Source organism: Streptomyces sp. NPDC018610, from assembly GCF_044391765.1.
Taxonomy (GTDB): domain Bacteria; phylum Actinomycetota; class Actinomycetes; order Streptomycetales; family Streptomycetaceae; genus Streptomyces.
On record NZ_JBISAL010000004.1, the window covers coordinates 311,474 to 337,955 of the forward strand.

20 protein-coding genes and 1 pseudogene are annotated in these 26,482 nt (G+C 71.1%); 17 read left to right on the forward strand and 4 right to left on the reverse strand.

What is annotated here, in order from left to right; genetic code table 11:
* Positions 1-40 precede the first annotated feature (40 nt).
* The 3 genes and pseudogenes from ACH5A8_RS13255 to ACH5A8_RS13265 form a co-directional block, all read left to right on the forward strand.
* Entirely contained in the window at positions 41-538 is a 498-nt protein-coding gene (locus ACH5A8_RS13255; RefSeq protein ID WP_399001163.1) for a hemerythrin domain-containing protein, read from the forward strand.
* A 314-nt stretch (positions 539-852) separates the two neighbouring features.
* Entirely contained in the window at positions 853-1,353 is a 501-nt protein-coding gene (locus ACH5A8_RS13260; RefSeq protein WP_399001164.1) for an Imm1 family immunity protein, read from the forward strand.
* Between the two features lie 13 nt (positions 1,354-1,366).
* Positions 1,367-1,528, forward strand: a pseudogene (locus ACH5A8_RS13265) (transposase family protein); the annotation flags it as partial.
* 118 nt (positions 1,529-1,646) lie between these two features.
* Here ACH5A8_RS13265 and ACH5A8_RS13270 read toward each other — a convergent pair.
* Complete coding sequence (locus tag ACH5A8_RS13270; protein WP_399001166.1) at positions 1,647-1,958, reverse strand: hypothetical protein; 312 nt, start codon at positions 1,956-1,958, stop codon at positions 1,647-1,649.
* Between the two features lie 372 nt (positions 1,959-2,330).
* On the opposite strand from ACH5A8_RS13270, the gene ACH5A8_RS13275 reads away from it, so the two are divergent.
* Positions 2,331-2,663 (forward strand): hypothetical protein, encoded by a 333-nt coding sequence (locus tag ACH5A8_RS13275; RefSeq protein WP_399001168.1) that lies wholly within the window; start codon positions 2,331-2,333, stop codon positions 2,661-2,663.
* Between the two features lie 210 nt (positions 2,664-2,873).
* Positions 2,874-5,057 carry an MMPL family transporter gene (locus ACH5A8_RS13280; protein ID WP_399001170.1) on the forward strand — a complete coding sequence of 728 codons (2,184 nt, stop codon included), beginning with the start codon at positions 2,874-2,876 and terminating at the stop codon, positions 5,055-5,057.
* A 284-nt stretch (positions 5,058-5,341) separates the two neighbouring features.
* On the opposite strand, the gene ACH5A8_RS13285 is transcribed toward ACH5A8_RS13280, so the two are convergent.
* Positions 5,342-6,796 carry a hydrolase gene (locus ACH5A8_RS13285; protein WP_399001172.1) on the reverse strand — a complete coding sequence of 485 codons (1,455 nt, stop codon included), beginning with the start codon at positions 6,794-6,796 and terminating at the stop codon, positions 5,342-5,344.
* Between the two features lie 733 nt (positions 6,797-7,529).
* Here ACH5A8_RS13285 and ACH5A8_RS13290 point away from each other — a divergent pair.
* The 7 genes from ACH5A8_RS13290 (at position 7,530) to ACH5A8_RS13320 (ending at position 17,987) form a co-directional block, all read left to right on the forward strand.
* Complete coding sequence (locus tag ACH5A8_RS13290) at positions 7,530-8,555, forward strand: hypothetical protein (RefSeq protein ID WP_399001173.1); 1,026 nt, start codon at positions 7,530-7,532, stop codon at positions 8,553-8,555.
* Positions 8,556-8,576: 21 nt separating this feature from the next.
* Positions 8,577-9,617 carry a hypothetical protein gene (locus ACH5A8_RS13295; protein ID WP_399001175.1) on the forward strand — a complete coding sequence of 347 codons (1,041 nt, stop codon included), beginning with the start codon at positions 8,577-8,579 and terminating at the stop codon, positions 9,615-9,617.
* A 17-nt stretch (positions 9,618-9,634) separates the two neighbouring features.
* Positions 9,635-10,489, forward strand: a complete 855-nt coding sequence (locus ACH5A8_RS13300; protein WP_399001177.1) for an ACP S-malonyltransferase — start codon at positions 9,635-9,637, stop codon at positions 10,487-10,489.
* Positions 10,486-14,073, forward strand: coding sequence for an SDR family NAD(P)-dependent oxidoreductase (locus tag ACH5A8_RS13305; protein WP_399001179.1), 3,588 nt, complete (start codon positions 10,486-10,488; stop codon positions 14,071-14,073). The genes ACH5A8_RS13300 and ACH5A8_RS13305 overlap by 4 nt, the downstream gene beginning before the upstream one ends.
* A 1-nt stretch (position 14,074) precedes the next feature.
* Positions 14,075-15,463, forward strand: coding sequence for an MATE family efflux transporter (locus ACH5A8_RS13310; protein ID WP_399001180.1), 1,389 nt, complete (start codon positions 14,075-14,077; stop codon positions 15,461-15,463).
* Positions 15,460-16,716 carry a glycosyltransferase gene (locus tag ACH5A8_RS13315; RefSeq protein WP_399001182.1) on the forward strand — a complete coding sequence of 419 codons (1,257 nt, stop codon included), beginning with the start codon at positions 15,460-15,462 and terminating at the stop codon, positions 16,714-16,716. The genes ACH5A8_RS13310 and ACH5A8_RS13315 overlap by 4 nt, the downstream gene beginning before the upstream one ends.
* A 257-nt stretch (positions 16,717-16,973) precedes the next feature.
* Positions 16,974-17,987, forward strand: a complete 1,014-nt coding sequence (locus ACH5A8_RS13320) for a LacI family DNA-binding transcriptional regulator (RefSeq protein WP_399001184.1) — start codon at positions 16,974-16,976, stop codon at positions 17,985-17,987.
* Positions 17,988-18,333: 346 nt separating this feature from the next.
* On the opposite strand, the gene yicI is transcribed toward ACH5A8_RS13320, so the two are convergent.
* Entirely contained in the window at positions 18,334-20,613 is a 2,280-nt protein-coding gene (gene yicI, locus ACH5A8_RS13325; protein WP_399001186.1) for an alpha-xylosidase, read from the reverse strand.
* Positions 20,614-20,907: 294 nt separating this feature from the next.
* On the opposite strand from yicI, the gene ACH5A8_RS13330 reads away from it, so the two are divergent.
* The 5 genes from ACH5A8_RS13330 (at position 20,908) to ACH5A8_RS13350 (ending at position 25,817) form a co-directional block, all read left to right on the forward strand.
* On the forward strand, positions 20,908-21,159 hold the full coding sequence (locus ACH5A8_RS13330; protein ID WP_399001188.1) for a hypothetical protein: 252 nt from the start codon (positions 20,908-20,910) through the stop codon (positions 21,157-21,159).
* A gap of 174 nt (positions 21,160-21,333) precedes the next feature.
* Positions 21,334-22,596 (forward strand): ABC transporter substrate-binding protein, encoded by a 1,263-nt coding sequence (locus ACH5A8_RS13335; RefSeq protein WP_399001190.1) that lies wholly within the window; start codon positions 21,334-21,336, stop codon positions 22,594-22,596.
* 10 nt (positions 22,597-22,606) lie between these two features.
* The gene (locus tag ACH5A8_RS13340) at positions 22,607-23,551 is read left to right on the forward strand and encodes a carbohydrate ABC transporter permease (RefSeq protein ID WP_399001192.1); all 945 of its coding nucleotides are present in this window, start codon (positions 22,607-22,609) and stop codon (positions 23,549-23,551) included.
* A 5-nt stretch (positions 23,552-23,556) separates the two neighbouring features.
* A complete protein-coding gene (locus tag ACH5A8_RS13345) occupies positions 23,557-24,405 on the forward strand; it encodes a carbohydrate ABC transporter permease (RefSeq protein WP_399001195.1) in 849 nt (282 codons plus the stop codon).
* A gap of 32 nt (positions 24,406-24,437) precedes the next feature.
* Positions 24,438-25,817 (forward strand): GH1 family beta-glucosidase, encoded by a 1,380-nt coding sequence (locus tag ACH5A8_RS13350; RefSeq protein ID WP_399001197.1) that lies wholly within the window; start codon positions 24,438-24,440, stop codon positions 25,815-25,817.
* A 102-nt stretch (positions 25,818-25,919) separates the two neighbouring features.
* Here ACH5A8_RS13350 and ACH5A8_RS13355 read toward each other — a convergent pair whose 3' ends face one another.
* Positions 25,920-26,225 (reverse strand): hypothetical protein, encoded by a 306-nt coding sequence (locus ACH5A8_RS13355; protein ID WP_399001199.1) that lies wholly within the window; start codon positions 26,223-26,225, stop codon positions 25,920-25,922.
* Between the last annotated feature and the right edge of the window lie 257 nt (positions 26,226-26,482).

A 26,482-nucleotide genomic window follows, 5' to 3' on the forward strand; every position in this document is an offset into this window, starting at 1 on the left:
GCACACCGGATCGTCGTCGCCAGAACAGTAGGGAGTACCCGTGCCGTCCACGGATGTCGTCGAGCTCATCCTGCAGGATCATCGACGGATGGAAGACCTCTTCCGCACCATGCGCAACGCCGAAGCCGACCGCGCCGCCGCCCTCGAGGAGTTCGCGCATCTGCTCGTCGCTCACGCCTCGGCCGAGGAGGACGAGGTCTATCCGGCCCTGCGCCGCTACAAGAACGTCGACGATGACGACGTCGAACACAGCGTGCACGAGCACCAGGAGGCCAACGAGGCGCTGCTCGCTCTGCTCGAAGTCGAGGACGTCGGCTCCGACGAGTGGGACGAGAAGCTGGAGGAACTCGTCACGGCGGTCAATCACCACGCCGACGAGGAGGAGCGGACCCTCCTCAACGACGCGCGGGAGAACGTCGCCGACGACCGCCGTTCCCAGTTGGGCGAGGCGTTCCGCGCAGCCCGGGCGAAGTACCTGGACGACGGCTGCGGCAGCGTCGACAACGTACGCGAACTGGTCACCTCCGGCAGCGAGTGACCCGCGGCAACCGGATCCGGTGCCGCCGACAGCGGTCGCGCCTCGCGCGGCGTCGCTCGATGTGACACCGGGCGGTGGCTCTTCCGGGCGTCGAGGCAGAAGGTGGGCCACCCACCCCACCGATGCGTCCTCGGTCGGTGAGGCGTGGACGGCGCGGACCGTCCAGTCGCCAGGCATGCCGGAGCGGGTCGTCTGTTCCGGCGTGCCTCTGCCGTCCAAACGGTGCGCGCGTGTCGGGCGGGGCCGCGCGGACAGGATAGATTCGCCCGGTGTCATCGGGAGAACAGAGTGAGAACAGTTGCCGAGAACGGCATATGACGTCACGTCAGGTAGAGGCGTACTACCGGAGTGAACACAGAGGTATCCCGGTTCTGCTTGAGGATCCGGGTGATGTCGACGCTTTGATCGACGCGCTCCTGGCGGGGGGCCGGTTCGACAACGCTGCTGCTCTGTACAGTCTGGACCGTCCGCTCATGCCGACAGGATTTCCCGACCATGAGTTGGTGGTCGGGGTGGACGGGGACCTAGAGGTCGGCGCCCTCAGCTTTATGGATGACGGCAACTTCTTCTCCTTCGACCCCACGCGAGGTCGAGGAGAAGTCTCCTGCTACGTGTGTCGAGGAGAAGTCTCCTACTACGTGTCGGGTGGCGAGCGGGAGTTCCCGGAGCGTTCGGCAATTCCCATCGCTCTTGTGCGTCAGGCTGTGAAGGAGTTCCTCTCCTCTGGAGGAGTGCGCCCCACGTGCATCCAGTGGCAAGAGCAAGGCTCCGATGCGGAGGGGTCCGTTCCATCCGCGGGGCCGATACGGCGCTGACAGGCGCTTCGGCCGACAGGCCCTGCTCCCTCTCGTTCATCTGCGCAACGGCCACCCGTATGCCCAGCTCGCAGCCGGGTTCGGATCCGGAATCACGGCCCACCGTTGCATCACCGAGGCCGTCGAGCTCTTGGCCTCCCTCGCTCCGAGCCTTGCCGATGCGGCCCGGACCGCTTTCCCGACGTAAGAGCTGCGGATGAAGCTGTTCGACGACGCCGACTCCGGCCTGACCTGGCCGGCCACCATGTGCCACGAGGACTGGACGCACAACGGGGGGCACCGATGCTAACGCGTCACGTCCTTGTCGGTGGGTCCGTGGTTCCCCAGCGGTTCCAGAGCGTGTGGTGCCAGTCACTGGCATCGGGTCCGGGCGGTGTGACCGCCGGCACCGGGCCCGGGCTGGTCTCGATCAGGTGCAGCAGCGACCAGGCGACGCCGTAGCAGTCGTCGGGGCCGAAGCAGGCAGCCAGGGCCTGCCCCTCGTCAGGTGTGACGGGTGCGGAGATCGCCTCGAGTTGACTGACTCGGCGGTCGATCTCCTCCTCGTCGGCGTCCCAGCCCGGGAGGGGGCCGGCGCCGACGAACGCCTGGATCTCGGGTCTCATCCAAGAATGATCGACTACCGTGGGCGACCTGAGCAAGGTGCGTCGGCCCAGTTCAGGCGGCGGCCGTCTCGCCCGCCGAAGGTAGCCACTGCCGCCTGTCCCGCCTGCGGCCACGCGTCGCCGGCGCCACCGACCGCCCATCCTCGTCATCCGCGGCGTCCAGCTCCGCCCGCCCGTGCAGGTGCGCATCCTTCCCTCGGCGTCAGTGGGCGTACGGAGGATGACCAAGTGGTCGCCGAAAGCTCGTGAATTGTGGCAAGCTCACGGTTTGGGGGAGAGGAACGACTGTTGACCCATTACCCATGCGGATCGTGCTCGCATCGGAGCGACCGTCTCGATGACGCTCAACAGCACTCGCGCCGGACGGGCCACGTGTGCATCGGCAAGGACGGGGCCGGGCCGGCCGGAGGCAGGTTCGGCAGAGCCAAGGCCATGGTCAAGGTCGGCGGCGGCGTTCTGGTCGCCGCCACCACCGTCGGAGTCTTCGCCTGGAAGAAGTACAAGGGGCTTCAGGAAGAGCACGAGGAGCTTCAGGCGGAGCACGAAGGGCTCCGGGCAGCGCACGAAGGGCTCCTGTCCATGGCTGCCGGACTGGTCGTGCAGTTGGCGGAGTCGGCGGCGGAGAACGAGATCTTGAAGTCGGAGAACGACTACCTGAAGTCGGCCACCGGTGCCGCGAAGACGCTCAAGAGCTTCGACTGCTGAGTGCGGGCGTCCGACCTGGAAGTCCCGGCCGCCCGATATCCGTTCGTGTCAGGGCGCGCCTGCTGGAATGATCCCGTCGGATGGTCACTACCATGTGGCCCTTAGACAACCATTCGGCCGGTGCGTTGGACGCGCGTCGGCCGGGGTCGCCGATGCCGGGGACCGGCTCCCCGGGCTGCGGTGATCTTCCTGTCCAGGAGGACCCCCCGCATGTTCCGACGAATAGGCAACGCAGTCGTCCGACATCCTGTCTGGACGATCGTGGCCTGGCTGATCGCCGCGGTGGCGATCGTCGCCACCGCTCCCGGCCTGCCTTCGAACAGTGACGAGAGCAGTTTCCTGCCGAAGAGTTACGAGTCCATCAGAGCGGCGGACCTGCAGCAGAAGGCGTTCCCCAGCGCCTTCACGCCGTCCGCGATCGCGCTGTACCAGCGCACCGACGGCGGCCGGCTGACGGACGCCGACAAGCAGGACGTCGCCCGGATCACCACCGAGCTGGGCAAGAAGCACATCGACCAGGTGCAGAAGGTCGTCCCCGGCCAGCCGTCCAAGGACGGCAGGTACGACCTGACCCTGGTCCAGATGGACAGCAAGAAGGCCGGCCAGCCCGAACAGGCCGACGCGGCCAAGGTGTTGCGCGAAAGCGTCAAGCAGCTGGCCAAGGGCACGCACCTGGAGGTCAAACTGGGTGGCTCCGCGGCCCAGGCACTCGACCAACAGGACTCGTCCAAACGCGGACAGGCACTGATCGGCATCGGCACCTTCGTCATCATCCTGGTGACGCTGCTCATCATCTTCCGGGCGCCGATCCTCGCCATCCTGCCGCTGATCCTGATCGGCCTGGTGTCCGCCGTCGCCAACGGGCTGATCGCCTACGCCACCAAGCTGTTCGGCCTCCAGGCCAACAGCTCGATCTCGTCGATCCTGATCGTCGTGCTCTTCGGCGTGGGCACGGACTACTTCCTGTTCCTGATGTTCCGCTACCGCGAACGCCTGCGCGCCGGCGACGAACCCAAGCAGGCCATGGTCAACGCGGTCGACCGGGTCGGTGAGGCCATCGCCTCGGCCGCCGGGGCGGTCATCATCGCCTTCCTCGCGCTGGTGCTGTCCACACTCGGCTTCCTCAAGCAGATGGGGCCGGCGCTCGCCATCGCGGTCGCCGCCACGCTGGTCGCGGGCCTGACCCTGATCCCGGCCGTGGTCTCGCTCATCGGGCCGAAGGTCTTCTGGCCGTCCAAGTCCTGGCAGCGGGAACCGGAGAACGCCCGCTTCGCCGCCCTCGGCCGCGGGGTGCAGCGCCGCCCGGCGCTGACCGCCGGACTGTCCGGACTCGTCCTGGTCGTCCTGTCGCTGGGCATCCTGAACTTCAACGCCACCTTCGACCTGGCGTCCGGGTCCATGCCCAAGACAAAGGAGTCCATGGTCGCCCAGGACGAGATGCAGAAGGCGTACTCGGCGGGCGCGGCCGCTCCCACCGACGTCTACCTGTCCAGCACCGACGGCAAGCCGCTGGACCGGGCCGCGTTCGACGCCTACGCGGGCAAGCTCGGCGCCGTGGACGGGGTCGCGGACGCCCGGATGACCCAGGTCAACAAGGCGGGCACCACCGCGGACTTCACGGTCACGCTGAAGTACGAGGCGTCGACGGACAAGGCCATCGACGCCGTGGGCCGGGTGCGCGACGCCGCGCACGCCGACGCCCCCGACGGCACCGAGGCCCTGGTCGGCGGCATGTCCTCGATCTACAAGGACATCGACGCCGCGGTCAACCACGACTACCGCACGGTCTTCCCCGTCGCCGCGATCCTCATCATGATCATTCTGGGGCTGCTGCTGCGCAGTGTGGTCGCACCCTGGTACCTGATGGCCTCCGTGGGCCTCGGCTTCGGCGCCACTCTCGGTGCCACCGTGTGGATCTTCCAGAACGGCCAGGGGCATTCGGGCCTGATGTTCATGCTGCCGGTGATCATGTATCTCTTCGTGGTCGCCATCGGCACGGACTACAACATCCTCATGATCGCCCGGTTGCGCGAGGAGGCCCGCGAGGGCCGCGAGCCGCGCGAGGCCGCCGGCATGGCACTCCGGCACGCCGGGCCGACCGTCGCCGCGGCCGGCTTCATCCTGGCGGCCACCTTCGCCACGATGATGCTGGCGGGCAACTCGCTGCTCACGGAGATGGGTTTCGCCGTCTCCTTCGGCATCGCGGTCGCCGCCTTCGTGATGTCGATGTTCTTCACACCCAGTCTCACCGCGCTCATCGGGCACGCGGCCTGGTGGCCGGGGCACGGTGACCGGGCCGCCGGCACCGGGACCGGCTCAGCCGGCGCGATCCCGGCCCACGAGGGCGAGGGCCACGACAACGTCGCCCACGATCCCGCGAGCCGCGGCAACTAGCGGCAGCGCGACGAGCGGCCCCGCCGGGAGGTGTTCCGGCGGGGCCGCTCGCTGTGCCGGGCCCCACAGGACCATGCTCTGCCGGTTCGCGCTCGGCGACGACGGCAGACTCGGCCGCACGGAGTCGGCTGCCGCGACGAGGATGAGCGAGCACACGGCCCGTCGGCGGCCGCGGCGCATGACGCACGCGGGCGGCGGTGGCGGAGCGCACCGACACCACGGCCTGGCGGCCACGCACCGGCACGTCCGCGAGCACGGCTCCGGGGAGCCCGCCGCCTCCGCTGTCAGACCGTGAGCTTCACGGCCTCGAGCCAGACGCCGTTGTCCAAGGTGCCCGCGAAGACGAGGCCCGGGCGCTGGTCACCGCACGTCTGGGAGCCCCAGGCTCGACTCCAGACACTGGAGGTCTGGCAGATCCGGCCGTTGCCGACGTTGATCGCGAAGCCCGACATGCTCGGGGCGTCGTCGTCGGCGCTGCCGATGTAATTGTCCTCGCCGTCCGCGACGATGGCCGTCCACTTCACGTAGTGGCCCTTGCCGTCGGTCGACTGGGGGTCGTTGACATAGGCGTTGGCGGCCGAGCCGTCCACTCCCGTCGTGGAGACGTTCAGTGCTTTGATCTTGGCGTCGCTGCCCGTCCGGCCGGTCATCGTGCCGTCGCACACCGGCTTCTGCCAGCCTTCTCCGGCGACGAAGGCGCGATAGCAGATGTGCCGGCCGCCCGGGTCGTCCTTGGCCAGCCGCCGCACGGCGGTGGCGGCGGTGTCCGCCGGAGGCTTGGCGGTCACGGTGGCCGCAGGGGCCTCTCCACCCCCGCCGTCCCCGCTGTCCCCGTCGTCCCCGCCCTTCTGTCCCGCGTCGGCGCCGTCCTTCGCTTCCTGCGGCGGCAGGGAGGGCGTCTCGGGTGCTGAGCTGAGAGGCGGCGGCTGTGGTGCCGTGGCGGAGGGGGCGGGCGCGAGGGTGCTGCCCGCCTCGGCGACCTTCTCGGTGGCACCGCTGCCGACGTTCGGCTTGTAGGCGATCCACAGCATCACGAAGGTGATGCCGAGAGCCATCAGCACGCCGAAGAACGTGGCGAGCCACCGGGGCAGGAACCCGCGCTGGAGATACGTGCCCTCCACGGGAAGGGGCTTCGCGCCGGAGCGCTGCACCGCCAGGGTGTACGGCCGCTGCTCCTTCCCCCCGAACCAGATGACCTTCCGGGGCTTCAGCGTGGCCTTCACGAACGCGGCCCGGCCCGGCTCGATCTGCACATTGCTCGGGTGGATGTCGTACGACAACTGGTCGCCGTTGTCGCTGCCGCTCACCGACGCGGTGACCTTGGTGTTGCCCAGGTTGTCCACCGCCAGGCGGGGACGGCCCCGGAAACGGCCCTTGACCGTCGGCGGCACCAGTTCCGCCCGCACCTCCGTGAACGGGGTGATCGTGAGATTGCCCTCCGGGACGGTGACGGCCTCCGGATGCTCGGTCGGCGTGATCCGCACCGCGTACGGATTCGGGCCCGCCGTCGCGTCCGGCGTACGGGGCGGCGCGAACGTCAGCTCCACCGTCCCCGTCGTACCGGGGAACAACCGCAGCGTCTGCGGCTCCACCGTCGTCCAGGGCGCGATGTCACCGACCGGCTCGAAACGGTACTCGTCGACGACGTCACCCGTGTTGCGCAACCGCAGCCGCACACGCGTACTGCCACCCGGATCCACGGTCGCGGAGGCGGGCTCCAGGGAAGTCCAAAGGCTCACCTGTCGACGCTATGGCCGGCCCCCCGCGCACGTCACGAGTCGCCGGGGCACGACCGCTGCCCGAAGGGGAGGAGGCACGGTACCCTCCCGGGCCCGGGAGGACCTCGGATCGCTCCGGGCCGTGCCGGCACGCCTCAGGCCGCGTCGCCCCGCTGATCGCCGTTGCCCGCCTGACCGGTCTCCGCGACCTTCCCGCCGCTCGCAAGGACGGGCGGTGGCGACGGGGCACCGGCGGGTGCGGCAGGAGGCCCGGCCCATGGAGTGTTCACACCTGTCTCCGCATGCGGAGGTGTCACACGGCCAACTCCGCATGGCTGCACAGCGCATGACGAACCATCACCTTTGAGGTGAAGTCGGCGGTCACGGACGCTAAATCGTATGACTTTTATTGACCGGTGCCTGCGCCGCTGACATCATGGAGCACACCAGGCGAACACCTGAGCGGTTGCCTGTGTCGCTGCCGAAGACGCCATCGACGGGTCCCCACCAACCCATCCGCCCCTCCTTGCCGCACGCCGCGCCCAGGTCACCCAACGGCGGGAAGTCCACGGCGTGAGCTGCGAGAGGAATCCGCACATCGATGTGCGACCACGGTGAACCCGTGGACACCTGCCCGGCGTCGTCGTCCCGACGCGGACGGAGCCGACCCGTGAGACCCGCAGCCCTCGGTGAGGGGTGTGTCTCCTCGCTCCGCCATCCGCGACGCGGGCCCGCCGAACGGAGGTTGACGCTGTTGTCCATCGATCAGTCGATCAAGTTATCGGGCGTGGACCTGATCCGCACCCGCGATCCCAACAACCACCTGCACTGCCGCAAGAGCCAGCTCCTGGCCTGCGTCGGCGGCCGCACCCGCTGGTCCGACCTGTTGATGTACGGCGCGCTGGGCTCCACCTCCGCCATCCACCGCCACTGCTACCTGCGGGGCGAGGACCGCTGGGCCTTCGACACCCCGTACGTGACCGACGACGACCTGCGCCTGCTCGGCTTCGAGGTGCTCTCGGCGGGTACCGTGGACCTGGCCCGCTTCGAGTCCGGTGTGACCGCGTTCCTCGCCGCCGGACAACCGGTTCTCTTCTACGCGCCACGGCACCACTTCCCGTACTGGGTGGAGTTCATGCGCCGGGCCGGTACCGTTCCCGAGGAGTACGGCCTGTTGCACTCGTTCCTGCTGTGCGGAGCGAGCGGCACAGACGTCCTGCTGGTCGACAACGTCGCCGACGACCACGAGTACTTCCCGCTGACCGTGAGCTGGGACGTGCTGCGCGACGGTTACGCCCGGGAACCCGACCGCTGGTTCACCGGCTGCGCCACCGTCCGGCAGATCTCCGCGCCGGACCGCGACGGGTTCGAGGCCGCCTACCGTGCCTTCCTCGGCCGGTTCCGTGACGGCTTCGAACTCTACGACGTCATCGGCGACAACCTGGTCGTGGAGCGCGCCTCGGTGTCACCCGCGTACCGCGCGCCCGGAGTCAACAGCTTGGCCCTGCTGGCCGGTTCCCGCGCACTGTTCTCCCGGTTCCTGGCCCACACCGCGCACGGTGAGCAGGTGCGCGCCGCCTACGCCCGCATCGCGCAGACGGCCACCGTGTTGTCGGACCGGGTCACCGCCTTCCAGGCCGGGCTGCCCGCGCTGCCGGCGGATCGGCTCCGACGCGGACTCGAACGCCTGCGTCAGCTCGAACAGCGGGCGGCACGGCGGCTGGTCGACGAGGGGGCGGCCCTCCCGCAGCTCCTGCCGACTCCGGCCAGTGGCCGGTAGTACCACCTCAGGGAATGACACGTGCGAGACTTATACCTGTTCAGCGGCATGGCGGGCATGCAAGGCCCGCCGCTCGCCGCGCTGCGGGCGCTCTACGCGCGCCCCGAGAACGCCCGGTACTTCACCACTGCCGCCGAGGCGGTGGCGGGAGTGCTAGATCACGTCGGCGCGGACGCCTACCGCCGGGAACTGCCCGGTGGCATCCCGCTGACCGCCTGGCTGCGCGGCGAGTCACCCGACGCCGCCGTCCTGGACCACTCCATCGTCGACGGTCTGTGCGCCCACCTCTACCAACTCTGCCTGCTGCAGCCCGCGATCGGCGGCGCGGACGGCGACCGGCCGGCGCCGGTGGCGGCCATCGGCCACAGCCTGGGCCTGATCGGCGCGGTGGTCGCCGGGTACCGCATCACCAGTCGCCGGCAGTACACGGCCTTCTGCCACGACATGATCACCATGACCGCGCTGGCCCTGATCCGCTGCCACCAACTGGCACCGCCGCGGACCGGCGAGGCCACACCGATGGCGGCGGTGACGGGCATGCCGGCCGAGGAACTGAGCGCTCTCACGCAGGACTCCCCGGTGCACCTGGCCCTCGCCAACTCCGGCCGCTCGCACGTGCTGGCCGGTGATCCGGCGGACCTCGCCGGCTTCCGGGCACGGAACGCGCGGCGGCTCGCCGAAGCCGGGGTGCGCTGGGCCTACCTGCGCAGCACCGCGCCGTTCCACACACCGCTGCTGAACGCCGCGGTGCGTGCGACGCTCGAGGACCGCCGTCTGATGACGTATCCACTGACCGGCGACCGGCTGCACCTGCCGGTGTACGTCGCCGATGCCCCGGTCAACCTCCAGCACCGCGGTGACCTGTTGCCGGACGTCCTCGCCCACGCGGTGTGCCGGCCACTGGACTGGCCCGGCACGGTCCGCGCGGCGATCGACGGCTGCCGGCCCGACAGGATCGTCGACTTCGGCCCGGGCCCCTCGGCCCGGGTCTTCACCCGGGAGAGCCTGCGCGGCAGCCGCAACGGGTTGCGCTACCGCAGCATCCCCGCACCAGCAGCCTGAAAGAGGAGCGTGCACGAATGCACTGTCTGGTCTTCCCCGGTCAGGGCGTACAGCGCAGAGGCATGGGGGAAGGACTGTTCGAACGGTACCCGCGGGAGACCGCGGCCGCCTCGGAGCTGCTCGGGTGTTCCGTCGCGGAGCTGTGCCGCGAGGACCCCGAGGACCGGCTCGCCGACACCCGGTACGCGCAGCCGGCCGTCTTCCTCGTCAACGCGCTGTCCTGGATGGACCGGGAGCGGGCCGGCCGGCGGTACGACTACTTCGCCGGGCACAGCCTGGGCGAGTTCAACGCGCTGGTGGCCGCCGGTGTCGTCGGCCTCATGGACGGCCTCGCCCTGGTCCGGCGCCGCGCCGAACTGATGGCCGGCGTCACCGGTGGCGCGATGGTCGCGGTCGTCGGTCTGGACTCGGCACGGGTCGAGGCGACGCTGCGCACCGCCGGGTTCAACCTGGTGCACGTCGCCAACCGCAACAGCGACAAGCAGGTGACGGTGGCCGGTGACCGGCGGCAACTGGCGCTCGCGGCCAAGGCGCTGCGCGGCCCGGGCGTCCGGGTCCTGCCGGTGCGCGTCAGCGGCCCGTTCCACACACCGGCGATGGCCCCGGCCGGCCGGGCCTTCGCGGACGTCCTGCGCGACCACGAGTTCCGCGCCGGGCACACACCGGTGATGTCCAGCGTCACCGGGGCCGAGTTCGACGCCGGCCAGGCCGTCCGACTGCTCAGCCGGCAGATCTCCCGCCCGGTGGAGTGGGTGCGTACGGTCCGCGCCCTGCGCGCGGCCGGCGTCACCCACTTCGACGAGGCCGACGGCACCACTCTCACCGCCTTCATCGCACGGATCGCGGCACAGCCCACGGAGGAACACGTATGACCACGGACATCGCCATCGTCGGACTGTCCGTCGAAGTGCCCGACGCGCCGGACCAGCACTCCTTCTGGGACGTCGTCCGCACCGGCCGCAGCCTCACCCGTCCCTTCCCCGCGCGGCGGCGCCGGGACGTCGAGGAGTTCCTGCGCTACCACCGGGAATCGGCCCTGGTGCCGGACGAGGAGCGCGTCGCGTTCCACGACGGCAGCTTCCTGGACCGGATCGACCTCTTCGACCACGACTTCTTCGGCATGACCCCGAGGCAGGCCGCGGTCACCGACCCGCACCAGCGGCTGGTCCTGCGCACGATGTACCGCGCGCTCGAGGACGCCGGGTACACCGGCGAGCGGCTGGCGGGCAGCAGCACCGGCGTGTACATCGGCTACGCCGGCAACCCGGGCGGGTCCTACCTGGACTACTTCTGCCGCATCGATCCCGCACTGGGCCAGCTCGGCATCACCGGCAACATCGTGACGATGCTGGCCAACCGGATCTCCTACCTGCTGGACCTGCGCGGTCCCAGTATGGTGATCGACAGCGCCTGCTCGGCGTCGCTGCTGGCGCTGCACCAGGCCAGGGCCGCGCTGCTGCTGGGCGACTGCGAGATGGCCGTGGTGGCCGGCACCCGCGTGGTGATGGCGCCGGTGCAGCACCCGCACACCCGTATCGGCATCGAGTCCTCCGACGGCGTGACCCGCACCTTCGACGAGAACGCGGACGGCACCGGCTTCGGCGAGGGCTCCGGGGCGGTCGTGCTGAAGCGGCTGGACCGGGCGCTGGCGGACGGCGACCAGGTGTACGCGGTCGTCAAGGGGAGCGCGGTCAACCACGACGGCCGCTCGGAGATGATGACCGCGCCGGACGCCGGGGCCCAGGCCGATCTGCTGGACGCCGCGTGGCGCAACGCGGGCGTCGACCCCCGAACGATCGGCTATCTGGAGGTGCACGGCACCGCCACCAGGGTCGGCGACCCGATCGAGTTCGAGGGACTGCGGCGGGCGTTCGCGGCCCGGACCGACGACCGGCGGTTCTGCGCGGTGGGCACGGTGAAGGCGAACATCGGCCACCTCTTCGAGGGGTCGGGCGTGATGGGCGTGATCAAGGCCGCGCTGGCGCTGCGACACCGCACGATCCCGCCGCTGGCGAACTACACGCGGCCCAACGAGGCGATCGACCTCGCGAGCGGCCCGGTGTACGTGCCGCGGGAGGCACAGGAATGGCCGGACGGGATCGCCCCGCGCCGCGCCGGGGTCAGCGCGTTCGGCCTCGGCGGGGCCAACGCGCACGTCGTGCTGGAGGAGTTCACCGCGGAGCCGCCGAAGCCGGCGGAGGGCCGGCCGCCCTACCTGTTCACGCTCAGCGCGCAGAGCCCGGCGTCGCTCGGCCGGCTGGTCGTCCGTCACCGCGAGGCGATCGACGCGGGCCGGATCGAGGGTGACATCCGGGACGTGTGCTGGACGTCGAACGTCTCCCGCGCCCACCACCGCCACCGGCTCGCCTACACGGTCACCGACCTGCCCGCCCTGCGGGCGGCGCTGGCGGCCACCGAGGCGGGCGACGTGCCGGACGCCGCCCGCACCGACGCCGCCCGTCACTGGGCCGATGGCGGCGCGTTCGACCTGAGCGCGCAGTACGACGGGCTCGGTCCGCGGACCGTGCACCTGCCGCCGTACGAGTTCGACGAGTCCCGGGCCTGGGTCGACTTCCCCGAGGACTGGCGTGACCGGTTCGCGTCGGCCGGGCCGCGGGCGGCGCATCCGCTGACCCACGCGGTGGAGTTCACCTCGGCGCCCCTCGCGCGGTACGACGCGGCGTCGTCCCGCGTGCTGGCGCTGGTGGCCCCCGGAGCGACCGACGTCGTGGCCGCCGCCCTGCCGCCGGACGCTGTGCTGCGCACGCCGGGCGCCCCCGGGACCGAGCCGGAGGAACTGGCCGAGGAACTCGTCGACGAGGGATACACCCACCTCGTGTACGCTCCCGCCTTCGGTGACGGACCGGCCGCCGATCCCGCGGAGCTGGACCGCCGCGTCGACGAGGACCTGACCGGCCTGTTCCGACTGGCGAAGGCGCTGATGCACGCGAGCGCGACGGTCGACCTGGTGGTGCTGACCCGGCGGGCGCTGGCGGTCGCGCCGGGCGAGGCGGGCGTCGTCACGGAACACGCGGCACTCGCCGGGCTGGTCAAGGCGATCGCCCGCGAGTACCCGTACGTGACCGTCCGGCTGGTCGACGCCGACGACGCGGTGCCGCCCGCGGTGCTGCGCGAGGAGATCCTCGCCCGGCAGGCCGGCGTGTACGCGCTGCGCGGCACGGCCAAGTTCCAGGAGTCCTTCGCGGAACTGCCGGAGATCGAAGCGGTCCGCGACACGTACCTGCGGCCCGGCGGCGCCTATCTGCTGACGGGCGGTCTCGGCGGCATCGGTCTGGAGACGGCCCGGCACTTCGCGGCCACCGCTCCCGGCGTCCACCTGTACCTGCTCGGGCGCACCGCGCTGCCGCCCGAGTCCGAGTGGGACGCCGTCGCCGCCGACCCGCAGCACCCCGCGGCGGCGCGCGTCACGGCGGTCCGCGAGATGGCCGAACTCGGCGCCACCGTGCACCCGGTGGCCGCGGACACAGCCGACGAGGCAGCGCTGGCGGCCGTGCTGGACACGATCCGCGCCGCGCACGGTCGCGTCGACGGCATCGTCCACGCCGCCGGTGTGCCCGGCGACAGCCTCATCGCCTACCGCGAGGTACCCGGTTTCACGGCCGTTCTGCGGCCCAAGCTGCGCGGCGCGTTCCTGCTGCACCACCTGACGCGGGACGACCGGCCCGACTTCGTGCTGCACATGTCCTCGGTGGCCGCGGTGTTCCCGGCCCTCGGACAGGCCGACTACGCGGCCGCGAACTACTACCTGGACCACCTGGCCCGCGCCCTGGACACTCCGGAGCACCGCGTGGTCAGCGTCGAATGGGTGGCCTGGCGGGAGGTCGGCATGGCGGTCGCCACCGGCGTCAACGAGGACCTGGCGTTCCGTTCGCTGCGCACTCGCGCCGGCCTCGGCCTGATCGACGCGGCGCTGCGCGGCGACCGGCCGGGCTTCTTCGCCGGCGAGGTCAACTACGACAGCGACCTGATGAGCGTCCTGCCGACGTACGACGTCGCCCTCTCCGAGGACGTCCAGGAAAAGATCGCGACGGGCCTGGCCGCGCTCGCGGAGCGGACCAAGAAGAACCTGGCCCGCGTCCGTGAGGCCGTGGAGTCCACCGAGGTACGGCTCACCGGACAGCCGGACGGCGACTACACGGACACGGAACGGATGGTGGGCCGCTGCCTGGCGCACGTCCTCGGACACCCGGAGATCGACGTCCACGCCGACTTCCGGGACCTGGGAGCCGACTCCATCATGGCGCTGACCATCGGCAGCAGCATCTCCGCCTGCATCGGCCGCCAGTTCGACGCCATCGACCTGATGAGCGAGCGCACCGTGGTCGCCGTGGCCCGGCTCATCGAGACCAAGTACGACGCGGACGCGCTGGGCGACGACGTCGACGACTCCGACGACGCGTGGCTCGACGAGCTGCTGACCATGCCCGGGGAGTGACGTGCCGGACCTGACGCGGGGCCCGGTCCTGACGGGCGTCGTCGGCATCGCGGCCCCGCTGGCCCTGGCCAGCCTCCTCCAGCAGGGCTACCTGTTGGTCGACAGCGCGGTCGTCGGCCGTTACGTGGGCGTCACCGGGCTGGCGGCGATGGGTGCGGCGCAACCGCTGTACGCGATCCTGACCTCACTGTTCACGGGAGTGTCGGGCGCGTTCTCGGTACGGCTCGGGCACCTCGCCGGCGCCGGCCGGCGCGACGACCCCAGCGCGCTGCGGGCGCTCGCGGTCTGCACCGTCGTGTGGTCGGCGGTCTGCGCCGTGGCCGCCATGCTGGTCACGGCGCCGCTGTTGGCCCTGGCGGGCGTGCGGGGCGAGGTCGCCGCCGAGGCGCGCACCTTCGTGGTGACGCTGTGCTCGGGCATGATCGCCGTGTACGCGCTCGGCGCGGTGTGCGCGGTTTTGACCGGCCGCGGCGACGCCCGCCGGGCCACCGGCCTGATGATCGCCGCGAGCGTGCTGAACGCGCTGCTCGCCTGGCTGTTCGTCGGCCCCTGCCGGCTCGGCGTCGCGGGCGCGGCCCTGGCCGTGACGGCCGCGAACGCGCTGGCCGCGGCGGCGGGCCTGGCCCGGCTGGTGCGCGAGCAACTGCGGCGGCCGTCCACGGCGGGCACGGTCACCGCCGGCACGGTGCGCGCCGAGGTCCGGCGCGGCCTGCGGATCGGAGCCCCGATGGCCGTCCAGTACCTGCTGATCGGAGTCGGTGTCCTGGTCCTGGTGTGGATCATCACGCCGTTCGGGGACGAGGCGCTCGCGGCGCTGACCGTCGTCTCCCGACTGGAGCTGCTGACCAGCGCGTTGTTCCTGAACCTGTCCGGCGCGCTGATGGTGTTCACCGCGCAGAACACCGGCGCCGGGCAGGCCGAGCGCGTCCGCGACGGCGTCCGCCACTCCGTGTGGCTGGGCGTCGCCCTCACCGCGGTGGTGTCCCTGCTGCTGCTCGCCGGTCGCGGGCCGATCGCCGCGCTGTTCTCCGGCAGCGCCGAGACCCGGCTGATCACCGAGCGGTACATCCTCATCACGGCGCCGTTCTTCCTGTGCTACACGCTGACGGTCGTGCTGCACGGCTGGTTCAACGGCATCGCCCGCACCGTGGTGCCGCTGGTCTGCACGGTGCTGTCGCTGGGCGTGGTCCGGCTGCCGCTGTCCTACGGGCTGGGCCACGCGGGGGGAGTCGACGGCGTCATGTGGGCGACGGTGATCGGCTGGGTCGTGGGCCTGGCGTACACACTCCTGGCCGCCGCCCGGCACAGGAAAGGTCCGGCCGAGCGCGGCCACTGCCACGACACGGAGGTCAGCCCGGTGGCGACGTCGGAAAGCGAGGGCAGCCGGTGATCCGCTCCCTGTTCGTCAGCGACATCCTGCCCCGCCGTCCCGCCGGGGGCGCGGTGCGGAGGATGGACGTGGTCACCGGCGCCCTGGCAGGGCTGGGCCCGGTGGACGCGCTCTTCCTCGCGCCGCCCGGCACGACATTGCCACCGCGGGAGACCACCCGCTTCACCCGCACCGGCGTGGCCGCCGTTCCGCCGTACACGGGGGCCCGCGCGCTGCTGGAGATCACGGCGCGCGGACCGTCCGCCGCCTACGCCGCCCATCAGCGGCGCACACTCGGCCGGCAACTGCCCCACTGGTCGACCGACACCCGCTACGACCTCGTGTGGTTCAACCGCGAGCGCACCTGGCTGCCCCTGCGCGGCCGGTTCACCGGCCGCACCGTCGTCGACGTGGACGACTTCGAGGACGTGCTGATCCGCCGCTGGGCACGGCTCGGCCAGGGCGTGTGGGGGGCGCCGCTGACCCCGTGGCAGCGGGTGCAGGCGCGCCGTTCGATCGCCTGGTGGCGCCGGGTCCACCGGCGGGCGGCGCGGGAGGCGGACGTGGCCGTGGCCGCCTGCGCCGGGGACGCGGTCCGGCTGGGCGGCGCGCGGGCGACGGCCGTGGTGGTGCCGAACGCCTACCCCGCTCGTCCGCCGGGACCGCCGCGCCCCGGCGGCGCGACCCTCCTGTTCCAGGGCTCCTTCGACTGGGCCCCCAACGCGGACGCCGCCGGCTGGCTCACCCGCGAGATCCTCCCGCTGATCCATGAGCGGATACCGGGTGCGAGGGTCGTGCTGGCGGGCGCCTCCACCCCGCGGACCGCGGCACTGGCCGGTCCGCACGTCGAGGTGACCGGCGCGGTGCCGAGCATGACACCCCATCTGCGGTCCGCCGACGTGGTGGTGGTGCCGCTGCGCGTGGGCAGCGGCACCCGCATCAAGATCCTCGAAGCGTTCGCGCACGGTGTGCCGGTGGTCAGCACCACGATCGGCGCCGAGGGCCTCGACGTCGTCGCCGGTGAGCACCTGGCGATCGCCGACACCGCCGAGGGCCTGGCGCGGCACTGCGCCGACCTGCTCACCGACCGGGCCCACAGGAACGCCGTGGTCAGCGCCGCGACTCGTCTGCACGGCGACCGATACCTGCCCGGACACGCGGCGGCCCGCGTCCGGCAGGCGGCCCTGCGGGCGATCGCGGGCGGGGCGCCTGATGCCGCCACCGGCGCGGCCGACGGACCGGCCCAGCCCTGGTCCACCACCGGTGATCCCTGACGAGGGGCCGCGCGCAGGCAGGAACCGGAAGCGCGCGAGGGGTGAGGATCTGGGGGCGGGCTGCTTCCGGGGGCGTTCTCGTGTGCGCGGAGGGCGGATCCGGACCGCGGAGCGATGGCCCTCGCGGAAGACCCATTGAAGCGATTCGATGCTCAATGGACACTCCGTCGCGACTGGCGTTAAGGTCGGACGTCCCTGCCACATCCTCTGTGGTCCGCGCGCACTGTCGAAGCGCTTCACTACGCTTGGAGAGCCGGATGGTCACCCTCGCCGAGGTCGCCCAGCACGCCGGAGTCTCGGCGAGCACGGTGAGCTACGTACTCAGCGGCAAGCGGTCCATCTCCGCGGGCACACGGCAGCGGGTCGAACAGAGCATCCGGGTACTGGGCTACCACCCGAACGCGGGCGCCCGCGCGTTGGCCAGCAACCGCTCGAACATCATCGCCCTGATGATCCCCCTGCGTACGGACATGTACGTCCCGGTGATGATGCAGATCGCCGTCGCCGTGACGACCACCGCCCGCGCGCACGGCTACGACATCCTGCTGCTCACCGGCGAGGAGGGCCCCGACGCGGTGCGCCGGGTCACCGGCAGCGGACTCGCCGACGCGATGATCCTCATGGACGTCGAGCTCGAGGACGAACGGCTGCCCTTGCTGCGGGACAGCGACCAGCCTTCCGTGCTGATCGGTCTTCCCACTGACACCACCGGTCTGACCTGCGTCGATCTGGACTGGGGCGCGACGGGCGCGCTCTGCGTGGAACATCTGGCACAGCTCGGCCACCGGGACGTCGCCTTCGTCGGTGAGGCCCCCGCCGTCTACGAGCGGCACACCGGCTTCGCGGAACGCACCCTGGACGGGCTGCGCTCGCGAGCGCGCGACCTCGGGCCGGCGGTGCTGCACCGGCCCTGCGAGGGCGGCTACGACGCCATGGCGGCGACCCTGGCCCGGATCTTCGACGAGCGTCCGGGCACCACGGGCTTCGTCGTGCAGAACGAGTCAGCGGTGGAACCCCTGCTCGCCCTGTTGCGCCAGCGGGGGCGGGCCGTGCCCGAGGACGTGTCGGTGGTCGCCGTCTGCCCCGAACAGGTCGCCGTCCAGGCCTCGGTGCGGCTCACCTCGGTCGCCGTCCCCGCCCAGGAGATGGGCCGGCGCGCGGTCGAGCTCCTGGTGGGCAAGCTCGACGGGCGGGGCGCGGACGACGTGGTGCTCATCGCCCCGGAACTCACCGTCCGGGCCAGCTCGGGACGGGCGCCGGCCACGCCCTGACCCTTCCCGGCTCACTCTCCCGTCATCCGGACGGGCACCGTGCGGCGCCCGTCCGGATCACGGCCTTCCGGCGCCCTCGACGGTCCCGGACTGCCCCGCCGCGCCCTGCCCCGCCGGCCGCGGCTGCCTTCGTACCGCCCGCGCCGCCGACCGCCCCGTACCGACCGCCCCGTACTACCGCCCGTGCCGCCGCCCGCGCGCACGCACGGGCCTCCCGCCGCGGCTCCCCTCCCTTCGCCCCGCGTGTGCCCGGCACCGCCTGCCGGGAACGTCTCGCGCCCCGTCCGCCGGCCGCTCGGTCATCCCCGTCGCGGCCCCCACCCACCGGGCGGGACGCGATGACCCCTCAGGCCAGGTGCACCGTGACCTCACCGGTCCCGGTGGCGCTCGGGCCGCCCATGACCCGCACGGTGAACGGCTTGACGCCGCCCTCCGCGCCCTGCGCGGTGACGTGCAACGTGTCGCCCTCCCGCCGGACGCGGAACGTGGCGCCGGCGACGCCGGACTGGTCCGGGACGGTCACCGTCCGCTCGTAGCCGTCCTCGCCCGTCGGGTGGACCAGCAGCGTGATGCCGTCCAGCCAGTCGCCGTCGGGGCGCCGGCCGTCGGCGGCCAGTGGCAGGACGGCTCCCTCGCGGACGTACAGCGGAAGGCTCTCGTAGCCGTGGCGCTCGGTGCGCCAGGCCGGGCCGGTGACCGTCTCGCCGGTGAGCAGCTGTGTCCAGGCGCCCTCGGGCAGGTAGACCTCGACCTCGCCGTCCTCGCTGAAGACCGGCGCGACCAGCAGGTCGGCGCCGAGCATGTACTGACGGTCCAGCGGGCGGCAGGCCGGGTCGCCGGGGAACTCCAGCAGCATCGGGCGCATCGAGGGCACGCCGGTGCGGTGGGCCTCGACGGCGACGCCGTACAGGTACGGCATCAGACGGTGTTTGAGCAGAGTGAAGCGGCGTGCGACGTCCACGGCCTCGTCGCCGAACTCCCACGGCACGCGGTAGGAGGACGAGCCGTGCAGACGGCTGTGCGAGGACAGCAGGCCGAAGGCCAGCCAGCGCTTGAACACCGACGCGTCGGGGGTGCCCTCGAAGCCGCCGATGTCGTGGCTCCAGAAGCCGAAACCGCTCAGCGACAGTGAGAGCCCGCCGCGCAGCGACTCGGCCATGGCTTCGAAGGAGGACCAGCAGTCACCGCCCCAGTGCACCGGGTACTGCTGGCCGCCCGCGGTCGCGGAGCGGGCGAACAGCACGGCCTCGCCCCGCCCGCGCTCCTTCTCCAGCAGTTCGAAGACGGTCTTGTTGTACAGCTCGGTGTAGTAGTTGTGCATCCGTTCGGGGTCCGAGCCGTCGTGCCAGACGACGTCGGTGGGGACGCGCTCGCCGAAGTCGGTCTTGAAGCAGTCGACGCCCTGGTCCAGCAGCGGTCGGAGCTTGGACTGGAACCAGGCGCAGGCCTCGGGACTGGTGAAGTCGACCAGGCCCATGCCCGCCTGCCACAGGTCCCACTGCCACACGTCGCCGTCGGCGCGGCGTACCAGGTGCCCCAGCTCGGCAGCCTCCTCGAAGAGCGGGGACTTCTGGGCGATGTAGGGGTTGATCCAGGCGCTGATCCTCAAGCCCTTGGCCTTCAGCCGAGCGAGCATGCCCGTGGGGTCGGGGAAGACGTCCGGGTCCCACTGGAAGTCGCACCACTGGTACTCGCGCATCCAGAAGCAGTCGAAATGGAACACGGACAGCGGGATACCGCGCTCGGCCATGCCGTCGACGAACGACATCACGGTCGCCTCGTCGTAGGAGGTGGTGAAGGAGGTGGTCAGCCACAGCCCGAAGGACCAGGCCGGCGGCAGGGCCGGGCGCCCGGTGAGAGCCGTGTACCGGGTGAGGACGTCCTTCGGGGCGGGGCCCGCGACGACGTAGTACTCCAGGGACTGGTCCTCGACGCTGAACTGCACCTGGCCGACGGATTCCGAGCCGACCTCGAAGGAGACCTTGCCGGGGTGGTTGACGAAGACGCCGTAACCGCGCGAGGAGAGGTAGAACGGGATGTTCTTGTACGCCTGCTCGCTGCTGGTGCCGCCGTCGGCCTGCCACATGTCGACGACCTGCCCGTTCTTGACGAACGGGGTGAAGCGCTCGCCGAGACCGTAGACCTGCTCGCCGACACCGAGCGCGAGCTTGCCCACCATGTGGTGCTCACCCTGATCGGTGGTGGCGAAGGCGGCGCCCTTGGCGCCCGCCCGGGTCAGCTCGCGGCCGTCGGCGTCGAGGAAGCTCAGCGTGAAGGGGGCGGAGGTGTCCAGACGCAGGCTGAGGGGGCCGCTGGTCAGCTCGGTGACCGAGCCCTCGGTGCGGACCTCGCCCGCACCGCCCTTGTCACCGCCGAGCGTGAACTCGGGGCCCGTCCGGCGCTTGCCGGAGTGATGGGTGAGGCGGACGCCGATGACGCCCTCGGCGGGCGAGAAGCAGTCGACGGAGATGAGGGGCGCGTTGAGGGTGTCGCCCCTCCGCGTCACCCGTTGCACAGCGGCATGGGCGGTGAAGCGCTTCGATTCAAGGCGGACGTCACGCACTTCGGTGGCGTAGGCGATCCGTACGCCATCGCGAACACGCCAGAAGCCGTCGGTGAACTTCATGATCTTCCTCAGGAGTAGCGGAGGCTGTCGAGCTGGGGCACGGGCATCGCCACGGCGAATTTGATCGTACACAAAACAAATTCCTCCACCAGCCCCAGGAAGCCGCCCGGAGCGGGCGTAGACGGCTCCGACCAGGCGTAGTCGAAGGGGTGATTCCGGTCCTCGCTGTGATCCGCGAAGGAAGAAAGCGGTCGCACGGGGCTAGCGCGCGGGCAGTCTCTTGGCGTATTAGTCATCCCGTCAAACAAAACCGTCCGGCAACGCCGCTGGACTGCGCGACAGCAAGGGCCACACATGTCGAACATGTCGAAGCGCTTCAACATCCCCGTCCGAGGGCAGGGTCATCGCCGGCCCATGGACATCGGCCGGCAGGGGCGGGACGCGTACCGCCACGCTCCGCGTGCGCCGTACGTCACAGCCCCGGACGGTCTGCGGGCGCTGCCGTCCGACGGCTCGGCGTCGGAGGACCGCGGCGCCGCCGCGCGCGGGACGCCCTTGGGGCGGCCGGACCGGCTCGCCCCGGACCACCTGCTGAGAGCTCGCTGACGGGCCACCCTTCCGTGTGCCGCGCCGCGCCGGACACGCAGGTGTGAGCCACCGTCCCGGACGCGCGTCCGCCGGAGCCGCGTCGGGGGGCCAGTGGCCCGCCCCCTTTCCTTCCCTTCCGCCGGGCACGGGCGTCCGCCGGAACCGGTACCCCTCCCACACAAGGGCATCATCGTGACAGCACACCTTCCGAACGGGGCGCGCCCCCGACGCCGGCGGGTCCGTCGGCGCGTCCTCGTCCCGCTCGCCGTCGCCGCCACGCTCGCCGGGACCGTCGCACTGGCCGGCTGCGGCCAGTCCCGCGACCCCGAGGTGTACACCGTCCTGAACTCCTCGACGGACGACTCGTACCACGGCTGGGACGCGGCGACCCTCGAACGCTGCAGCAAGCGGCTCGGCGTCACCGTGCGGCAGCAGTCGGTCCCGGCCGACCAGGTCATGACCAAGTCGCTGCGGATGGCGTCCTCGAAGTCGTTGCCGGACATCATCCAGTTCGACGGCTCCGAGATGCCGACCTTCGCGGAGACCGGCGGCCTGATGGACCTGAGGAAACTGGGCGTCGACACCACCGACGTACCGCAGGGCATCATCGACTACGGCTCCTACAAGGGCACGTACTACGGCGCGGCGCGCACGGTGAACACCCTCGCGCTCTTCTACGACAAGGACGTCCTCGACAAGGCCGGCCTCGAGGTGCCCACCACGTGGGACGAGATGCGCGACACGGCCAAGAGACTCACCCGGGGACACCGGTACGGCATCGCCCTGAGCGCGGGCGGCGCGGAGGACGGCGTCTACCAGTTCACGCCGTTCATGTGGTCCAACGGCGGCGACGAGACCGACCTGGACAGCCCGCAGGTGGTCCAGGCGCTGGACTACTGGAAGTCCCTGCTCTCCGACGGCTCGCTGTCGAAGTCGACGATCAACTGGACCCAGGCCGACGTCAACGACCAGTTCATGGCGGGAAACGCCGCCATGATGATCAACGGTCCGTGGCAGGTCGAAACCCTCAACACCAAGAAGAGCCTGCACTGGGGCATCGCACGGATCCCCGTGCCCAAGTCAGGGGACGATTCCGTGGGCCCGCTGGGCGGCGGTGAACTGACCATCCCGGACATCGGCGACACCACGCGCGAGAAGACCTCCGCGAAGATCGTCAACTGTATGACGAGCGAGCAGGAGGAAGTGACCTACGCGCTCAACAGCTGGATGATCCCGGCCAACCAGAAGGCCGCCGCCACCTGGCGCGCGAAGGTACCCTCGCTCAGCTCGCTGGCCGACCAGGTCGCGGTGGCGCGCTCGCGCACCGCCAAGGCCGGCTCCGGCTGGACCTCGATCTCGCTCGCCCTGCAGAGCGCGTTCCAGTCGGCGCTCACCGGCGATTCCAGCGCATCGGCACTGAAGCACGCGCAGGCGCGCGTGGAGAGCGGGAAGTGAGGCAACCACCGTGTCCACCACCACTGTTCGCGTCGCGGCCACCGGTACGACGGCCGAAGCCACGCCCGACCCGGCCCGCACCCGCCGACGCCGCACACTCGCGCAGTGGGGCTTCGTGGCCCCCGCCGTGCTGTTCATGCTGCTGTTCTTCGGCTACCCGCTCGTGCGCAACATCGTGATGAGCTTCCAGCACTACACGCCGTCGACCTTCTTCACCGGCAAGGCGCCCTTCAACGGGCTGGACAACTGGCGCAACGTCTTCGGCGACGATCTGTTCGGCAAGGCCCTGTGGCAGACGATCGTCTTCACGCTCGGCTCGCTGATCGGGCAGTTCTGCATCGGTCTGGCTCTGGCGGTGTTCTTCAACCGCAGGTTTCCGCTGGGCGGGGTCCTGCGCGCGCTGATCCTTCTGCCCTGGCTGGTGCCGATGGTCGTGTCCGGCATCGTCTGGCGGCGCATCCTGGACCAGGACACCGGCGTGCTGAACTCCTTCCTCGGACTGTTCGGCATCGGCCACACCCCCTGGCTGACCAGCACCCACGTGGCGCTGCTCGCGGTGATCCTGGTGAACATCTGGATCGGCATACCGTTCAACATGGTGATCCTCTACGGCGGCCTCCAAGAGGTCCCGCGCGAGATCTACGAGGCCGCCTCGCTCGACGGCGCCACCGCCTGGCGCACGTTCCGCTCGGTCACGTTGCCGCTGCTGAAACCCGTCATCACGGTCGTGCTCGTGCTGGGCTTCATGTCCACGGTCAAGATCCTCGACCTGGTCCTGGCGCTCACCGACGGCGGCCCCGCCGACTCCACGCAGACCCTGGGCACGCTGACCTACCAGAACTCCTTCGTCCAACTGGACTTCGGGGCCGGCGCCGTGGTCGGCAACATCCTGATCCTGATCTCCGCCGTGTTCGCGGTGTTCTACCTGCGGGCCAACCGCAACGAGGGGAAGTGACCGGCATGACGAGCACCACTCCCGCCGCCCCGGCCCCGGCCGCCGGCAGGCCGAAGCGCCGCTGGGGCACGGCGGTGGCCGGCATCCTCATCCTGTGCGTGATGCTGTTCCCGCTGTACTGGATGATCAACACCGCGCTGCAGCCCGAGTCCGGCCTTCTGGAGGTGGACCCGGTCCCGCACAGTCTGGACCTGTCCGGCTTCTCCTCGGCCCTGAACGAGCAGGGCGGCCATCTGCTGACCTCGCTGGCGGTGGCGCTCGGCGCCGTCGTGATCTGCCTGGCGTTCTCCGCGCCGGCCGCCTACGGCCTCGCCCAGTTCAGGCTGCGCGGTGCGAAGACCGTGGTGTTCGGCACCCTGATCACGCAGATGGTCCCGGGGATCGTCGTCGCCAACGCGCTGTACAGCGCGTACGTGGACCTCGGCCTGGTCAACTCCTACTTCGGACTGATGCTGGCCGACGCCTCGCTGGGCATCCCGTTCGCGATCGTGCTGATGCGGTCCTTCATGGTGGCCATCCCGCGTGAGGTGATCGAGGCGGCCGAGGTGGACGGCGCCGGGCGGTTGCGCACCTTCGTCCAGGTCGTGCTGCCGATGAGCCGCAACTCGCTGATCACCGCCGGGCTGTTCTCCTTCCTGTACGCGTGGAGCGACTTCATGTTCGCGCTCACCCTGAACACCACCGACCACGTCAAGCCCGTCACCCTGGGCATCTACCAGTACATCGGCGCGCACGTCGGCGACTGGGGCTCGGTCATGGCCGCCTCCGTCCTCTCGGCGATCCCCGCGGCGATCCTGCTCGTGCTCGCGCAGAAGTACATCGCCGCCGGCATCACCGGCGGCTCCGTCAAGTGACCACCGCGCATCCGCGAAAGGGACATCACCTCATGAGCGGCTTCCCCGCTTTCCCCTCCGGCTTCGTCTTCGGCGCGGCCACCGCCTCGTACCAGATCGAGGGCGGCGCACGGGAGGACGGCCGCGGCCCTTCCATCTGGGACACCTACAGCCACACGCCAGGTCGGGTGGCGAACGGCGACACCGGTGACGTGGCCTGCGACCACTACCACCGCTACCGCGAGGACGTGGCGCTGCTGCGCGACCTGGGCGTGGACTCGTACCGGTTCTCCATCGCCTGGCCCCGGATCCTGCCCGCCGGCGGCGGCCCGGTGAACCCCAAGGGTCTGGACTTCTACTCCCGGCTGGTGGACGAGCTGCTGGCGGCGGGCATCGAGCCGGCCGCCACCCTGTACCACTGGGACCTGCCCCAGGCGCTGGAGGACCGGGGCGGCTGGCGGGTGCGCGAGACGGCGGAGCGGTTCGCCGAGTACACGGCCGTGGTGGCCGAGCACCTGGGCGACCGGGTGCCGCGCTGGATCACCCTCAACGAACCCTGGTGCAGCGCGTTCCTCGGCTATTCCGTCGGCCGTCACGCGCCGGGCGCCCGGGAGGGCCGGTCCGCGCTGGCCGCCGTGCACCACCTGCTGGTCGGTCACGGTCTCGCGGTGCAGGCGCTGCGCTCGGCCGGAGTGCGCGAGGCCGGCATCACCCTCAACCTCGACCGCAACCTGCCCGCCTCCGACTCGGCGGCCGACCGGGCTGCCGTGGTCCGCGCCGACACCCAGCACAACCTGGTGTGGACCGAGCCGATCCTGGCGGGCCGCTACGCGGCGACCGAGGAGGACACCTTCGGCGAGCTGATCACCGGAGCGGACTTCCGCCGGGACGGTGACCTGGAGCTGATCTCCCAGCCGCTGGATTTCCTGGGCGTCAACTACTACCGGCCGATCGTGGTCGCCGACGCCCGGCTGCGCGAGTCCGACCCGGACCGGCGGGTGGCGACCGACAACCGGTACGAGGAGGTCCGGATGCCGGGCGTACGGGAGACCGCGATGGGCTGGGCGGTCGCGCCGGACACCTTCACCGATCTGCTGGTGGCGCTGAAGCAGCGGTACGGCGCCGCCCTGCCGCCCCTCCACATCACCGAGAACGGCTCGGCCGAGCACGACGCCGTGAGCGAGGACGGCGCGGTGCACGACACCGACCGGGTCGAGTACCTGCGCGCCCACCTGACCGCGCTGCGCTCGGCGATCGACGCCGGAGTCGACGTCCGGGGCTACTACGTGTGGTCGCTGCTGGACAACTTCGAGTGGGCCTTCGGCTACGACAAGCGGTTCGGCATCGTCCGGGTGGACTACGACACCCAGGCGCGCACCCCCAAGGACAGCTACCACTGGTACCGGTCGCTGATCGCCGCCCGGCGCCCCTGACGGCACGCGGCCCGCGCGGGGGTGACGGCGGTCCGCCGCCACCCTTGTGCGGACCCGGCCGCCCGGTGGCCGTCGTCGAGGAATCCGGCCGCTCACGCGACGCTACGGGACGTCGTGCTCGTCCGGTCGGAGTTCCGCGTACACCGTCTCCACCAACTCGTCGGCCTCGGGCGTCGATGGATCCGCGGGCACCTCGTAGTAGCCGCCCAGCGTGTTGATCACGTCTCTCGCGGAAGGGTCGAACTCGTGCCGACGGTCCTCCTCCCGCTCCTCCGACGTCGCGGTGCCGGGGGCGTGCCACCACCACACCCTGTTCCGGATCTCCTCCTTCGACACAGGACCGGTCAGGAGGATGTCCCTGCCCTGGACCCTCCCCGTGATCCTTGCGGAGCGCGCGTCGGTCGCCATGCCTCGTCTTCCTCTCCGATCAGCGGATTCGTGTCCGGTGACATGCTGTCGGGCGGCGGATACCCGCGGTGGTGATCCCTTACCGTCCGGCCGGGCACGGGCATCCGGCCGGATGCCGCGGCAGGAGTCCGCGTGCCCGGGTCGGCGCGCGCCTCGGCCGGACGGAGCGGCCCGGCTGAGCCGTCAGCGGAGGACCGGACCGGTGCTCCGGGAGTGCCACAGCGTCGGCAGGGCATGTGCATCTCGGGCCCGGGCGG

Excerpts from the sequence above, each read along its gene's own strand:
- ACH5A8_RS13260 (WP_399001164.1), top strand. The coding sequence starts at position 853 with ATGACGTCACGTCAGGTAGAGGCGTACTACCGGAGTGAACACAGAGGT.
- ACH5A8_RS13270 (WP_399001166.1), bottom strand. The coding sequence starts at position 1,958 with ATGAGACCCGAGATCCAGGCGTTCGTCGGCGCCGGCCCCCTCCCGGGC.
- ACH5A8_RS13280 (WP_399001170.1), top strand. The coding sequence starts at position 2,874 with ATGTTCCGACGAATAGGCAACGCAGTCGTCCGACATCCTGTCTGGACG.
- ACH5A8_RS13300 (WP_399001177.1), top strand. The coding sequence starts at position 9,635 with ATGCACTGTCTGGTCTTCCCCGGTCAGGGCGTACAGCGCAGAGGCATG.
- ACH5A8_RS13305 (WP_399001179.1), top strand. The coding sequence starts at position 10,486 with ATGACCACGGACATCGCCATCGTCGGACTGTCCGTCGAAGTGCCCGAC.
- ACH5A8_RS13320 (WP_399001184.1), top strand. The coding sequence starts at position 16,974 with ATGGTCACCCTCGCCGAGGTCGCCCAGCACGCCGGAGTCTCGGCGAGC.
- yicI (WP_399001186.1), bottom strand. The coding sequence starts at position 20,613 with ATGAAGTTCACCGACGGCTTCTGGCGTGTTCGCGATGGCGTACGGATC.
- ACH5A8_RS13330 (WP_399001188.1), top strand. The coding sequence starts at position 20,908 with ATGTCGAACATGTCGAAGCGCTTCAACATCCCCGTCCGAGGGCAGGGT.
- ACH5A8_RS13345 (WP_399001195.1), top strand. The coding sequence starts at position 23,557 with ATGACGAGCACCACTCCCGCCGCCCCGGCCCCGGCCGCCGGCAGGCCG.
- ACH5A8_RS13350 (WP_399001197.1), top strand. The coding sequence starts at position 24,438 with ATGAGCGGCTTCCCCGCTTTCCCCTCCGGCTTCGTCTTCGGCGCGGCC.
- ACH5A8_RS13355 (WP_399001199.1), bottom strand. The coding sequence starts at position 26,225 with ATGGCGACCGACGCGCGCTCCGCAAGGATCACGGGGAGGGTCCAGGGC.